The organism is Amycolatopsis nalaikhensis (genome assembly GCF_030264295.1).
Classification (GTDB): domain Bacteria; phylum Actinomycetota; class Actinomycetes; order Mycobacteriales; family Pseudonocardiaceae; genus Amycolatopsis; species Amycolatopsis nalaikhensis.
The window spans coordinates 3,077,174-3,090,135 of record NZ_CP127173.1 but is presented as its reverse complement, the minus strand read 5'-3'; the positions used below and the strand labels follow the sequence as shown (position 1 = coordinate 3,090,135).

At 70.4% G+C, this 12,962-nt stretch carries 14 protein-coding genes and 1 pseudogene; 5 read left to right on the top strand and 10 right to left on the bottom strand.

Annotated features, from left to right (window positions below; translation table 11 throughout):
- Positions 1-14: 14 nt before the first annotated feature.
- From QP939_RS15270 to QP939_RS15260, 3 genes are read right to left on the bottom strand one after another with little or no spacing between them, the layout of a single operon-like run.
- A complete protein-coding gene (locus tag QP939_RS15270) occupies positions 15-833 on the bottom strand; it encodes a carbohydrate ABC transporter permease (protein WP_285457429.1) in 819 nt (272 codons plus the stop codon).
- Positions 830-1,750: a carbohydrate ABC transporter permease gene (locus QP939_RS15265; protein WP_285457428.1), complete on the bottom strand. Its 921-nt coding sequence runs from the start codon at positions 1,748-1,750 to the stop codon at positions 830-832. Before QP939_RS15265 ends, QP939_RS15270 begins: the two co-directional genes overlap by 4 nt.
- 1 nt (position 1,751) lies before the next feature.
- Complete coding sequence (locus QP939_RS15260) at positions 1,752-3,050, bottom strand: ABC transporter substrate-binding protein (RefSeq protein WP_285457427.1); 1,299 nt, start codon at positions 3,048-3,050, stop codon at positions 1,752-1,754.
- Between the two features lie 158 nt (positions 3,051-3,208).
- Here QP939_RS15260 and QP939_RS15255 point away from each other — a divergent pair, with 158 nt between their 5' ends.
- Positions 3,209-3,910 carry a FadR/GntR family transcriptional regulator gene (locus tag QP939_RS15255; protein ID WP_285457426.1) on the top strand — a complete coding sequence of 234 codons (702 nt, stop codon included), beginning with the start codon at positions 3,209-3,211 and terminating at the stop codon, positions 3,908-3,910.
- A gap of 32 nt (positions 3,911-3,942) precedes the next feature.
- Here the strand turns inward: QP939_RS15255 and QP939_RS15250 are convergent, their stop codons facing one another.
- The 3 genes from QP939_RS15250 to QP939_RS15240 form a co-directional block, all read right to left on the bottom strand.
- Complete coding sequence (locus QP939_RS15250; RefSeq protein WP_285457425.1) at positions 3,943-4,551, bottom strand: TetR/AcrR family transcriptional regulator; 609 nt, start codon at positions 4,549-4,551, stop codon at positions 3,943-3,945.
- A 34-nt stretch (positions 4,552-4,585) separates the two neighbouring features.
- On the bottom strand, positions 4,586-4,777 hold the full coding sequence (locus QP939_RS15245; protein ID WP_285457424.1) for a hypothetical protein: 192 nt from the start codon (positions 4,775-4,777) through the stop codon (positions 4,586-4,588).
- Positions 4,778-5,292: 515 nt separating this feature from the next.
- Complete coding sequence (locus tag QP939_RS15240; RefSeq protein WP_285457423.1) at positions 5,293-5,802, bottom strand: SigE family RNA polymerase sigma factor; 510 nt, start codon at positions 5,800-5,802, stop codon at positions 5,293-5,295.
- Positions 5,803-5,938: 136 nt separating this feature from the next.
- Here QP939_RS15240 and QP939_RS15235 point away from each other — a divergent pair, with 136 nt between their 5' ends.
- From QP939_RS15235 to QP939_RS15225, 3 genes are all read left to right on the top strand, one after another.
- Positions 5,939-6,961 carry a threonine aldolase family protein gene (locus QP939_RS15235; RefSeq protein WP_285457422.1) on the top strand — a complete coding sequence of 341 codons (1,023 nt, stop codon included), beginning with the start codon at positions 5,939-5,941 and terminating at the stop codon, positions 6,959-6,961.
- A 13-nt stretch (positions 6,962-6,974) separates the two neighbouring features.
- Entirely contained in the window at positions 6,975-7,553 is a 579-nt protein-coding gene (locus QP939_RS15230; protein WP_285457421.1) for an HAD family hydrolase, read from the top strand.
- 89 nt (positions 7,554-7,642) lie between these two features.
- The gene (locus tag QP939_RS15225) at positions 7,643-8,458 is read left to right on the top strand and encodes an SAM-dependent methyltransferase (protein WP_285457420.1); all 816 of its coding nucleotides are present in this window, start codon (positions 7,643-7,645) and stop codon (positions 8,456-8,458) included.
- 1 nt (position 8,459) lies between these two features.
- On the opposite strand, the gene QP939_RS15220 is transcribed toward QP939_RS15225, so the two are convergent.
- The 4 genes from QP939_RS15220 to QP939_RS15205 all read right to left on the bottom strand — a co-directional run bounded on the left by QP939_RS15220 (position 8,460) and on the right by QP939_RS15205 (position 11,409).
- Positions 8,460-8,648: a hypothetical protein gene (locus QP939_RS15220; protein WP_285457419.1), complete on the bottom strand. Its 189-nt coding sequence runs from the start codon at positions 8,646-8,648 to the stop codon at positions 8,460-8,462.
- A 101-nt stretch (positions 8,649-8,749) separates the two neighbouring features.
- Positions 8,750-9,928, bottom strand: coding sequence for a pyridoxal phosphate-dependent aminotransferase (locus QP939_RS15215; protein WP_285457418.1), 1,179 nt, complete (start codon positions 9,926-9,928; stop codon positions 8,750-8,752).
- 15 nt (positions 9,929-9,943) lie between these two features.
- On the bottom strand, positions 9,944-11,077 hold the full coding sequence (locus tag QP939_RS15210; protein ID WP_285457417.1) for a transglycosylase SLT domain-containing protein: 1,134 nt from the start codon (positions 11,075-11,077) through the stop codon (positions 9,944-9,946).
- A 20-nt stretch (positions 11,078-11,097) separates the two neighbouring features.
- Positions 11,098-11,409, bottom strand: coding sequence for a hypothetical protein (locus tag QP939_RS15205; RefSeq protein ID WP_285457416.1), 312 nt, complete (start codon positions 11,407-11,409; stop codon positions 11,098-11,100).
- A 176-nt stretch (positions 11,410-11,585) separates the two neighbouring features.
- Between QP939_RS15205 and QP939_RS52195 the strand changes: the two are divergent.
- Positions 11,586-12,712, top strand: a pseudogene (locus tag QP939_RS52195) (serine/threonine-protein kinase); the annotation flags it as partial.
- Positions 12,713-12,962: the final 250 nt, after the last annotated feature.

Genomic DNA, 12,962 nt, shown 5'->3' with positions numbered 1-12,962 from the left:
GGCCACGGTCCACGTCACTTGATCGCCCCGATCGCCAGCCCGGAAATGAAGTGCTTCTGGAACCGCAGGAACACGGCCACGGTCGGGACGGCCGCGATGACCGACCCCGCCGCGATCACGTTCCAGTTGGACACGTACTGGCCCTGCAGGCCCAGCAGCGCCGGCGTCACCGGCATCACCGAGCCGGTGCGCAGCACGGTGATCGACCACAGCAGGTCGTTGAACGTCCAGGTGAAGGCCAGCGCGCCGAGCGCGGCCAGCGCCGGGCGGGTCATCGGCAGGATGATCCGCCAGAAGATCTGCCCGACCCCGGCGCCGTCGATCAGCGCGGCCTGCTGGATCTCGCCGGGGATCGACCGCATGAACCCCTGCAGCACGAACGTGTAGAAGCCGAGCCCGAACCCGACCTGCACGACGACGAGCGCGGTCAGCGTGTCGTAGATGCCGAGCAGTTCGGCCAGCTTCGCCACCGGCACCAGCAGGATCTGCGGCGGCAGCAGGTTGCCCGACAGCATCACGAGGATGATCGTGCGGCGCAACGGGATCTGGTATCGGCTGAGCGCGAACGCGGCGGCCGAGCTGAGCAGCAGCGCGAGCAGCACGGTCGGGATCGTCACCAGCAGGCTGTTCAGCATCGCGTGCCCGCCACCGCCCTCCCCCCACGCCTGCCCGAACGCGTCGAGGGTGAACGAACCCGGGAACGCGCCGAGGCCGTTCGAGGCGATGTCCGAAAAGGACCGGACACTCGTGGTCAGCACGAGCAGGATCGGCAGCAGCCACAGCACCGCGACCCCGCCCGCGAGCAGGTGGAACCCGAAGGTCCTCGTCCTCACTGGTCGTCCTCCCGGAAGGCGCGCACGAGGTAGGTGACGATCACGCCGAACGCCAGCACGAAGATCACCACGGCCAGCGCGGACGCGTAGCCCAGGCGCAGCGACTGGAACGCCGTCGCGTACATGTACGTGCTGAGCAGCTCGGACGAGTGGTACGGCCCGCCCTTCGTCATCGACCACACGACGTCGAAGGAGCGCAGCGAGTCGATGATGATCACCGACAGGACCACGGAGTTGACGCTGCGCAGCTGCGGCCAGGTGACGTTGCGGAACTGCTGCCACGCGGTGGCACCGTCCAATTTGGCCGCTTCGTAGAGCGCCGGGTCGATCCCCTTGAGCCCGGCCAGGTAGAGCACCATCACGTACCCGACCTGGCGCCACAACGCCGGGACGAGCACCGCGTACAGCGCGGTCTTCGGGTCGGCCAGCCACGAGTGCTGCCAGCTCTCCAGCCCGACCGCGCCGAGCAGCTTGTTCACGACGCCGTCGGGCTGGTAGATCACCTGCCAGATCAACGACGTAGCGACCAGCGAGAACACCACGGGCGTGAACAGCGCGGCCCGGTAGAAGCCGACGCCACGCCGTTCGCGTTGCAGCAACGTGGCGAGCGCGAGCCCGCCGACCGCCGAGAGCCCGCCGAAGAGCACCAGCCAGATCACCGTGTCGAGCGCGGCGGTCTTGAAGATGTCGTCGGAGAACATCTCGGCGAAGTTCCCGAAGCCGACGAACGTCGGCGCCGAGACGCCGTCCCAGTTCGTCAGCGCCAGGTAGAAGCCCTGCAGCGCGGGCCAGAACACCCAGAACCCCTCGACGAGCAGGGGTACCAGGACGAAGGCCAGCAGCACCGGCGAGATCCGGCGACGGCGTTTCACGGCCCGTGCCGCGGCCTTCGGCTTTTCCGCGGTGAGCACCGCCATGTCAGGACTGCCAGACCTTCTGCGCGGCGGTCTGCCAGTCGCTCAGGATCGAATCGAGCTCGTTCGGCTTCTGGATGAACCGGATCAACGCGGCGTCGGCGGTCGGCTGCAGCGCGTCGGAGGAGTCGCGGTTGAAGAACTGCGTGATCTCCTTGGCGTCCGCGAGCATCTTCCGTCCCTTTTGGACCAGCGGGGTGCCGGAGTCCTTGGCGGACGGGTTGGTCGGCAGCACGGTGCCGGAGGAGTTCTTGATGTAGAGCTCCTGCGCCTCGGCCGTCGCGACGTACTTGAACCACTCCTTGACCTCGGCGACGTGCGGGGTGCGCGCGCTGGCGAAGAAGCCGTCGGTCGGGCCCTCCTCGGCCACCGGGACCGCCGGGTCGAGGATCGGGAACTGGAAGAAGTCGAGGTCGTCGAGCGCGTCCTTCGGGGCGGCGTCGGCGAAGAACGTGCCGGTCAGCACCATGCCGGTGCGGCCCTGCAGCAGCACGGTCGTGGCGTCCTGGAACGCGATCGCGGTGCCGTTCGGGTCGAAGTAGGGCAGCGCCTGGCGCCACGGGTCGAAGATCTTCTTCACGCGCGGGTCGTCGAAGCGTTGCTTGCCCGCGAGCAGCTCGCGGTGGAACGGCGCGCCGTTGATCCGGATGTTGAGGTAGTCGAACCAGGCCGACGCGGTCCACGGCGTGTTGCCGCCGGCGCCGAGGCCGATGGGCGCGATTCCCTTGCCCTTCAACGTTTCGCACAGCGCGAGGAACTCGCTCCAGTTCGTCGGCGGCTGGACGCCCCACTTCGCGAAGTTGGACTTCCGGTAGAAGAAGCCCCACCAGTAGTAGGACGTCGGGATGAAGACCTGGTGTCCGGCGCCGTCGCCGGAGAGGTTCCGGAAGGCGGCGCTGTAGTCGCCCATCGTCTGCCAGACGTCGCCGACGTCGAGGAGCAGGCCCTTGCGCGCGTAGCCGGACAGCAGCGAGCCCGGGTACCAGGTGAACGTGTCGGGCGGGTTGGCCGCGGTGAGGTAGCTGGGCAGCTGCGTGCGGAAGGTCTCCGACGCCACGGTGTTCACCGTCGCCGTCGCGCCGCCCTTGGCGCCGAACGCCTTGGCCAGCGCCTCGATCGCCTTCTTCGCCTCGGGCGAGGACAGGTTCGACTGGACGGTGACCGCGCCGGCGGCCTGCTTGACCGGGCCGTTGGACGCGGACGTGGCGCAGGCGGCGAGGAAGCTGCTCGAACCGATGGCGCCCAGCCCGGCCAGGCTGGCGTTGCGCAGGAAACGACGGCGGGACAGGCCGGCACTCGTCATCTCGTGACCCCTTTGTCTAGGTGCCCGCACGGGCGTGACTGCTGCCAAAGAGTGCAACCGGGCGACGCCGGTGTCAAGATGTATTCATAATTTATGACGACTTCGGGGGCAGCGTAGGATGACCTTCCGCCAGTCCGCCAGCTGAGAGGGCCCCTCCATTGACCGAACACCGGCCACGCGGGTTGCACGGCCAGACCGTGGAGGCACTGGCCAGCCGGATCCTCTCCGACGAGTGGGGCGAGGGCACCGTGCTCGACCTGCCCGCGCTGCGCGAAGAGCTCGACATCAGCCTCACCGCGCTGCGCGAAGCCCTGAAGGTGCTGGCCGCGAAGGGGATGATCGACGCGCGGCAGAAGCGCGGCACGTTCGTCCAGCCGCGCGAGAAGTGGAACATGCTCGACGCCGACGTCATGCGCTGGCAGACCGCGGCCGCCGACGACCCGGGCCTGCTCGACGAACTCACCGAGGTCCGCGCGGTCGTCGAGCCCGCCGCGGCCCGGATCGCCGCCGGGCGCGCGTCGGAGGAAGACGTCGAGGGACTGCGGGAAGCGCTGGCCGACATGGCCGCGGCGGGCGACGACCCCGAGGCGAGCGTCCAGGCCGACCTGGCCTTCCACCGGCGGCTGATGGCCGCCACCCACAACAACTTCCTGATGCGGATGGAACGCGTCATCGCGATCGGGCTGGCCGAGCGCGACAAGCTCGTGCACGGCGCCTCGCCCGCCGAAGACCCGGTGCCGAGCCACCGGAAGGTGTTCGACGCGATCGTCGCGGGCGACCCGACGGCGGCGGAGCAGGCGATGCTGGCCCTGGTCACCAAGTCCCGCGACGACCTCGCGAAAGCCCAGCGCCGGTCGTGAGTGAATAACAGTGTTAGAACACTGTTATTCACTCACGAGGCGGAGGCGGCTGGTTCGAGGGCTGCTTGGAGCATGCGGGCGGCGGCCGCGCGGGGCTCCGGGTCGATTTCGATCAGCGCGTTGACCACCGCGCCGTCGATCAGCGCGATCAGGCGCTTCAGCTCGGCGCCCGCGACCGGGGTGCCCGAGCGGGCGAAGATCTCCGTCAGCAGCTCGTCGAGCTGGGCCGACAGCGTCCGCATCAACGGCCGCAGGTACGGGCGGCGGCCGGTCGCGACCAGCCGTTCGTACCGCAGCAGCACGGCTTCGGCGTCCGCCTCCGGGTCACCGCTCTCCGGGCCCAGGAGCATCTCCAGCACCAAGTCGACGGTCGCCTGCACGCCGCGGTTGCGCGTCGCGAGCTCCTCCAGCCGACGGCGGCCGGTCGCCAGCTCGGCGTTCGAGTGGTGCTCGACCGCGGCCGTGACCAGGTCTTCCAGCGAGTCGAAGTAGTACGTCGTCGACGCGAGCGGCAGCCCGGCGCGTTCGGCGACGGCCCGGTGCCGGACGGCGTCGAACCCGCCCTCGACGAGCAGCTTCGCGGCGGCTTCGACGAGGGCGGCACGCCGTCGCTCCCCCTTGGGGGTGGTCGCACCGGTCATGGCCGGTCATTCTGCCAACCGGGCGGACCCGCGCTCAGAAGCGGGGCGCGAGATCGCGCGCGAAGCCGTCCACCTGACCCGCGTACGGCGCCGTCGCCCCCGCCGCGGGCACGCTGACCAGCACCAAGACGCCACCGGACGCCGTCGGGACCTGCGCCGTGACCGTGCCGGCGGGCTGGGACTTGAAGACCACCGGGATGCCCTTCGGGTACACCGCCGCGGCCACCTCGCCGCCCGGGACCGGGAACCCGGCGGAGCGCGCCGCCGTCGAACAGGCGCCGCCCGGGACAGCCGGGGTACCGGCGACGTGGCCGGGGAGCTCGCCAGCGAGGGCAATGGCGAGCTCCCCCGTCCACCTGTTCGCACCCGGAGGCGCCTTCGGCCAGCTGGCCGGTCTTCCCGCCCGGGTCACCCCCCTGCCGGGGTGGCTGGGACGAGAAGTTCGGTGACTCCCCACCGATCTGAGGACGTGCCGGGCCGATGCCGGGTTGCTCCCCACCCGGCCCGGATTGCGACGACACCACGCTGTCGCCCGCCGACGTCATCGAAGCGGGGGTACCCCCGGACAGCACGCCGTATGCGCCGAACCCGGCGAGGAGCACCACGGCGCCCGCCGCGGCCGTGATCCGGTTGCGGCGCCGGACGGTCTGGCGGCGGGACTCGCGGACGACGTCGTCCTGGGTGAACGTCGGCGACGGCGCGTCGCCGGGCGCGGCGGAGAACAACGAGCGCAGCTCCCGCTCATCCATTGGTCTCCACCTCCCGTTCCAGCACCTGCTTGAGGTTCGCCAGCCCGCGTGCGGTCTGGCTCTTCACGTTGCCTTCGCTGCAGCCCAGCTCCTTCGCCGCGCTGGTCACGTCGAGTCCTTCGAAAAACCGCAGGACCAGCACGGCCCGTTGCCGGGGCGGCACTTCCTTCAGCGCCGCGAGCAGGTCTTCCCTGGTCGCGACGAGCTCGTCGAGGCCCGGCGTGTCGTCGGCGGGCTCCGGCAGCGTCTCGGTCTGCCACTCGCGCCGCCACGGACGCCGTGATTCGTCGATCGACGCCCGGACGAGCGTCTTGCGGACGTACGCGTCGGTCGCCGCGCGATCCCTGATCTTCTTCCACCTCCGGTGCAGTGCGACGAACGCCGTCTGCGCGAGGTCGTCCGCCCGGTGCCAGTCACCGCAGAGCATGTACGCGGTCCGGCGCACGGCGTCCCGCCTGGCGGCGAAGTACTCCGCGAACTCCTCCTCGTCGCGCTGGTCCACGCGCAGTCGTGCTCCGCTCTGTTTGTCGTTCGGCCGGTAGACGGAATCAGGGGCGTCCACGGTTGCACGGACGGAGTGGGTTCGACCACCCGAGGGCTGATTGATCCCCGCGAGGTGGGTGTGATGTGATCGGTCCGTGACCTTCGCGCCCGCGCCACTCGATTTCCGCTCCGACACCGTCACCCGTCCGGATGAAACGATGCGGGCGGCGATGGCGTCCGCGGAAGTCGCGGACAACGTCCTCGAGCACGACCCGACGGTCGCGGCGCTGGAGGAGCGGGCTGCCCACGTCCTGGGCATGCCGGCCGCGCTGTGGGTGCCGAGCGGGACCATGGCCAACCTCATCGCGCTCAGCCTCCACCTGCGGCGGGGCGACCGGTTCCTGGCCACGCGGGGCGCGCACGTGCTGGTCAACGAGCTGGGCTCGGCCTCGTGGCTGGCCGGCGGGATGCCGGACATCCTCGAGCACGACGGCGGCCCGGGCCGCCCATCGCCCGACGCCCTCGCGGCCGCGATCGGACAACCCGGGCCGTACTTCACATTACGGACATCGCTGCTCTGTCTGGAGAACACGCACAACGCGGCCGGTGGCGCGGTGACGCCGCCCGACGAGCACGCGCAGCTGCTGTCCGTCGCCAAGGAAGCCGGGCTCACCGTGCACCTCGACGGCGCCCGGCTCTGGCAGGCCGCGGTCGCGCTCGAGGTGCCGCCCGCCGCGCTGACCGTCGGCGTCGACACCGTGTCGGCCTGCTTCAGCAAGGGCCTCGGCGCACCGGTCGGCTCGGTCATCGCCGGCAGCGCGGCGTTCGTCGAGCAGGCCCGCCGGATGCGGCAGATGCTCGGCGGCGGCGTCCGGCAGGGCGGCGTCCTGGCCGCGGCCTGCCTGGTCGCACTGGACCGCGTCCCCGAGCTGGCCGAGTCGCACGAGAACGCCCGGCGCCTCGCCGAAGGCCTGCGCGAGCACGGCTGGCCGACGAACGAGCCGGACACCAACATCGTGCTCGCCGAGGTCCCCGACGTGCCCACCGCGCTGGCCTGGCTCGACTCACTCGGCATCCGGACCGGGCCGATGGCGGGCAAGGTCCGTTTCGTCACCCACCGCGACCTGTCCGCCACCGACATCGAAGAAGCCTTGCGCCGGCTCAAGACCGGCGTCTGAGCAGGGGGAATCCGTGAACTGGATCGTGTTCGACTACGGCGACGTGCTCAGCGAGCCGAGCGCCGCCCGGCCGGACCTGGCCGCCGTGATGGGCGCGCCGCTGCCGGAGTTCGAGCAGGCGTACTGGGAGTACCGGCTGGCCTACGACGCCGGCAGCACGCCGCTCGAGTACTGGCAGACGGTCGGGAAGGCCGTCGGCGTGTCCGTCGACGAGGCGATGTCGGCCGAGCTGACCCGCATCGACGTCGAGGGCTGGGGCCACCTGGAGCCGTCGTCGAAGGCGTTGCTCGAAGCGCTCTCCGAAGCCGGGGCGTCGCTGGCGTTGCTGTCCAACGCGCCTTCGGTGTTCGGCGAGTGGGTCCGCGCCCAGGAGTGGGTGCGCCACTTCCGCGTCACGCTGTTCTCGGGCGACGTCCGGTGCGTCAAGCCGGACGCGAAGATCTTCCGCCTGCTGCTCGACGAGCTGGGCGCCGAGCCCGCGGACTGCCTGTTCTTCGACGACCGTCAGTCCAATGTGGACGGCGCGCGGGCGGTCGGGCTCAAGGCCCAGCTGTGGAACGGCGCCGACGCGGCACAGGCCTGGCTGGACTGAACTCACCCGCTCCGCACGTCCGCCTACCCGCGGTGATCTCCATGCCCTAGGCTGACCGCGTCCCCCGCCGACTTCCCCGGTAGGTAACCATGGCGACGAGCGAACGACCGTCGGCCGGTGTCGACTTCGACCGGCCGAGCATCGCCCGCGTCTTCGACGCGCTGATGGGCGGGCAGGACAACTACGCGGCCGACCGCGCGGTCCTGCGGCAGATCCTGGAGATCGCGCCGGAATCGCAGACGGTGGCGCAGGAAGTGCGGCAGTGGCTCGTCCGCGCCGTCCGCTACCTGACCGAACGGCTCGGCGTCGACCAGTTCCTCGACCTCGGCTCCGGTTTCCCGACGGTGGAGAACACGCACCAGGTGGCGCAGCGGTACAACCCGGAGGCGCACGTCGTCTACGTCGACAACGACCCGGTGGTGCAGGCGCACAGCCGGGCCGTGCTGCTCGACAACGACTTCACGCACATCTCGGGCGCCGACCTGCTGCGCGTGGAAGAGACGCTGTCGGACGTCGAGCGGTACCTCGACTTCGACCGGCCGGTCGGGCTGGTGATGTGCTCGATCATCCACCACATCACGGATCTCCAGCAGGCGCAGCAGGTGGTGAAGTCCTACGTCGGCGCGATGGCGCCGGGTTCGTACCTCGTCCTGCTGCACCAGCACAACCCGGACGACGGCTCCGAGGCGGCCGCCGTGGCGACGTCGCTTCAGGACCGCTTCAGCCGCACCGGGCTCGACACGGCCTACCGCACGCGCGCGGAGATCGCGTCGTTCTTCGACGGCGTCGACCTGCTCGAACCCGGCTTGACGGCACCGCACCAGTGGTGGCCGGACGGGCCGCGCCTGGCGCCGCTGACGCCGGCCAACTGGACGTCGCTGTGCGGCGTGGCGCGGATCCCCTGACTCAGTACCGGTTGATGCGCTTGACGTCCTTCTTGCCGCTGATCGCGCGGTAGCCCGCGGCGCCGAGGATCGCGATACCCCCGATGACGGCGATCCACAGGATGGCCTTGAACACGAAGCCGATCACGGTGCCCAGCACCATGAACGCCACCCAGGCGACCGCGATGCCGAGGACGATCTTCCAGAACATGGCTCCTCCGATGCACTCCCGTGGCCCCACCGGCCCGGTGCTTCCACTGTGGCAGCTCCGGCGGTGGAACTCCCCTCGTCAGCGCAACGTTCGGGGTTAAATCAGGGTTCCCCCCGGCTCAGCCAGGCCCCGAGGCGCCGGACGCCCTCGTCGATGTCCTCGGCGCTGCCGGCGAAGGAGAACCGGACGTACTTGCCGCCGTCGACCGGGTCGAAGTCGACGCCGGGGGTGATGGCGAGGCCGGTGTCGGCGAGCAGCCGCTGGCACCAGCTGAGGCTGTCTTCGGTGTACTCGCTGACGTCGGCGTAGGCGTAGAAGGCGCCGTCGGCGGGCGCGAGCTTGTCGAGGCCGATGCGCTTCAGGCCTTCGAAGAGCCGGTCGCGGTTGGCGCGGTACCGCTCGACGTGCGCGTCGGCTTCGGCGTACGACTCGGGCGTGAAGGCGGCGAGCCCCGCGTACTGCGCGACGGCGGGCGGGCAGATGGTGAAATTGCCGGTCAGGACGTCGACAGCGCGGTGCAGGCGCTGCGGCACGAGCATCCAGCCGAGCCGCCACCCGGTCATCGCGAAGTACTTCGAGAAGCTCCCGAGCACGAGCGGCTCACGGCCGTACTGCCACGCGCAGTCGAGCTCGGCGCCGTAGGAGATGCCGTGGTAGATCTCGTCGCTGATCAGCTGCACGCCGTGCGACGAGCACCAGCCGCTGATGGCGGCGAGTTCACCGGGCGGCAGCACGGTGCCGGTCGGGTTGCTCGGGCTGGCGACGATGAGGCCGTCGATCGGGCCGAGCTTGTCGAGCAGCTCGACGGTCGGCTGGAAGTTCGTCTCGGCGGTGGTGGCGAACTCGACGACCTCGCAGCCGAGGACGGAGAGCAGGTTCCGGTAGGCCGGGTAGCCGGGCCGCGCCATGGCGACCTTGGCCCCGGGGTCGAAGGCGCTGAGGAAGGCGAGCAGGAAGCCCCCGGAGGACCCGGTGGTCATGACGACGTCGTGGGCTTGGACTTCGACGTCGTAGCGCTTCCGGTAGTGCCCGGCGACGGCCTCGCGCAGCTCAGGGATGCCGAGCTGTTCGGTGTAGCCGAGGGTGCTGCTCTCCAGCGCCTGTTTCGCGGCCTCGAGCACGGGTTTCGGCGCGGGAGCGGAGGGCTGCCCGGCGGCGAGCGACACGAGATCACCGTGGCTGCGCTGCCGGGCCCCGGCCGCGGACAGCACGTCCATGACGTGGAAGGGCGGCACACCGGCCCGCAGCGCGGGCCCCGCGAAGGCTCCGAGGTCGACCATGCGGCCAGGCTAGTTCTAGTAGCCGCGGTAGGCACCACCGTGGGCCATGGCCTTGATGCCGGGCACGTTGTCGAGGCTGCCGTACCGGTCGAAGGAGTACCGGACCCCGGCGATGATGTTGTCGACGGGGTTGTAGATGTTGTCGTGCCCGGGCAGCTTGTGCGCGTTGAAGGTCGAGTCGATGCACTGCATGAGCCCCTTGGACGGGTGCCCCGCGGCGGCGTTCGAGTCCCAGTTGTTGATGGCGTTCGGGTTCCCGCCGGACTCGTGCTGGATGATCGCCCAGATCTTCGGGATGTCGGCGTCGGTCACCGGGATGCCCGCGGCCTGCAGGGCCTTCATGGCTTCCTGGATCCACTGCTGGACGTTGCCGGGGGGCGGGGAAGACGGGGGGCCGCCGCTCGGGCCCAGGCCGCCGCCTCCACCACCACCGCCGCCGCCGCCACCACCGCCGACGTGGTGGGACGAGCCGTTGCTGTGGATGCCACCGGTGCTCTTGGGCGCGGCGGCGGAGCTGCTCGGCAGCGGGACCTGGTCGTAGCCGCCCTCGATCTGCTGCGACATCAGCTTCTGCGACGCCTTGATCGCGGTGTCGGCCTGGGCCTGCAACGCGCTCACGTCGCTGTCGAAGCCCGCGGTGATGGTGTGGATGTCCTTCTTGGCCTGGTCGAGGAGCTCCGCGGCGGACGGCTTCGGCGGCGGCTCGCCTTCGTGCACCGCCGCCTTCGCGGCGTTCATCGCGGCCTTGATCTCGCTCTCCGCCCTCGTGTTGCGGTCGTTGACCGCCTTCTCCGCGGAGTTCTGCTTGTCCTCGACCTTGCGCTTGATCTCCGCGAGGCTGGCCTGCAGGTCGTCGAGGTCCTTGGCGACGTCTTCCAAGTGCGTCTGCACCTTGGTACCGGCGTCCCGCACCTGGCGGACGTAGGTGAAGAACTGGTCCGCCGCCGGCCCGGCCCACACCCCGCCGTTGAGCGCTTCGGTCGACGATTTCAGCGACGCATTGTGGTCACCCGCGTTCTTGCCCGCCTCGCGGAACTGCGTGGCCGCGTCGGTGATTTTCTGCAGATTGACCTTTTCGACCTGATTGACCTTCTGCATGAAGGCGTCCCAGTTGTCCGGCGTTCCGGCGCCGACCCCGTTCAAGCCCACTCTCGTGCCCCCTGCTCAGTTCACTTGTCGACGTGGAGGGTGAGGTCGCTCGCCCCGACCTGATCGGTTTCGGCGACCAGGCCGGCGGCCTTGCGCATGGCGAACCCCAGCGCCTCCATGTGCTTGCCCGCGGCGTCGAACTGGCTGTGCACGCCGTCCTTGAACTTGCCGACCGCGCCGTGCGCGTCGCCCTTGTCGTCCATCCCGCCGAAGGGGCTTTCCTTCTCGCCGTCCAGGCCGGTGACCTTCTGCTTGGACTTTTCGAACTCGTCCTTCAGCTTCTCCACCTGGCGGGCCGCGATGGCCATCGAGTCCGGGTCGTAGACAGGCACGGTTCGTCATCCCCTTCGGAAACTTGTCTCCGCCCGATCAGACGTCACCACGACCAGGACGGTTCCCGCGCTTACTTTATGACTTCCGGCCGGGCGCGCGTACGGATCGGGCCAAGTTCCACCCCAGCGAGCACCGGACACGCTTTGTAGCATGTCCGGCGGGGAGGGGACCGATCATGAAACCGCTGAATCCGGACGAACCGCGCCAGGTCGGGCGGTACCGGCTGGTGGCCGCGCTCGGTGAGGGTGGCATGGGCCGGGTGCTGCTGGGCGTGTCGCCCGACGGCAGGCTCGTCGCCGTCAAGCAGGTGCACCCGGGCTTCGCGCACGACTACGGGTTCCGGTCGCGGTTCCGCCGCGAAGTGCAGGCCTCGCGAATGGTCTCCGGCGCGTACACCGCGGCCGTGATGGACGCGGACCCGACGCGGAAACCCCGTGGCTGGCGTCGGTGTTCGTCGCCGGCCCGTCGCTCAAGGAGGCGATCGACGCCGCGGGGCCGCTGCCACCGCGGTCGGTGCGCACCCTCGCGGTGGGCCTCGCCTCCGCGCTCGGCGAGATCCACCGGGTCGGACTGGTCCACCGGGATCTCAAGCCGAGCAACGTCCTGCTGACCGACGACGGTCCGCGCGTTATCGACTTCGGGATCGCCCGCGCGGCCGAGGGCGCCGCCGACATCACCCACACGGGCGCGATCATCGGGTCGCCCGGGTTCATGTCGCCCGAGCAGGCGAACGGCCTCCCGGTCACGCCCGCGAGCGACGTCTTCTCACTCGGATCGCTGCTGGCCATGGCCGCGACCGGGCACGCGCCCTTCGGTGGCACCTCGACGCCGCAGGTGCTCTACAACGTCGTCCACGGCAGCCCGGACCTCACCTCGCTCGACCCGGACTCGCGCCGGCTGATCGAGCCCTGCCTCGCCAAGGACCCGCGGCAGCGGCCCACGCCGGCGCAGATCTTGGACTTCCTCGGCGTGGTGTCCCCGGGCGCGATGCCGTGGCCACCGTCCGTGCACGCGCTGATCGCGCGACAGAAGGCCGCAGTCGACCAGGCTCTCGCGGTCCCGGTACCGCCGACCGGAAAGCGGCGCGGCCGGAAGATCGCGGTGGCGGCCGCGACCGCAGTGGTCGCCGCGGGCGCGGTGACCACGGTCGTGCTCGTGAACCGGGACTCACCGGCGAGGCCGATCGCGCAGCAGCCTTCGGCCACCGCACCGCCCGGGGACCCGTTCAGCCTGGCCGCTCTGCGGACGGTGGACCCGTGCCGCCTGCTGAGCACGGATTCGCTGCCGCGGAGCGGGCCGATCCTCCAGCCGAACCCGGACGCCAGCGAGCTCAGCGACTGCGGGTACTACTTCGCGGAGAACGGCACCGGGTCGAGCGGGAGCCTGTCCATCCGGCTCGCGCAGCCCGTGCGCGGAGGCATCGGGACAGCCACGAAGATCGGCCGGTTCGACGCCGCGGAGAACCCGGACGGCAACTCGTGCACGGAGGCCGGCGAGAACCCGTCGGCCAGCCGATTCGCCCTCGAGTTCACGGCGATCAGGACCGCGGCCA

Excerpts from the sequence above, each read along its gene's own strand:
- QP939_RS15265 (WP_285457428.1), bottom strand. The coding sequence starts at position 1,750 with ATGGCGGTGCTCACCGCGGAAAAGCCGAAGGCCGCGGCACGGGCCGTG.
- QP939_RS15260 (WP_285457427.1), bottom strand. The coding sequence starts at position 3,050 with ATGACGAGTGCCGGCCTGTCCCGCCGTCGTTTCCTGCGCAACGCCAGC.
- QP939_RS15250 (WP_285457425.1), bottom strand. The coding sequence starts at position 4,551 with ATGACCGGTGCGACCACCCCCAAGGGGGAGCGACGGCGTGCCGCCCTC.
- QP939_RS15225 (WP_285457420.1), top strand. The coding sequence starts at position 7,643 with ATGGCGACGAGCGAACGACCGTCGGCCGGTGTCGACTTCGACCGGCCG.
- QP939_RS15220 (WP_285457419.1), bottom strand. The coding sequence starts at position 8,648 with ATGTTCTGGAAGATCGTCCTCGGCATCGCGGTCGCCTGGGTGGCGTTC.
- QP939_RS15215 (WP_285457418.1), bottom strand. The coding sequence starts at position 9,928 with ATGGTCGACCTCGGAGCCTTCGCGGGGCCCGCGCTGCGGGCCGGTGTG.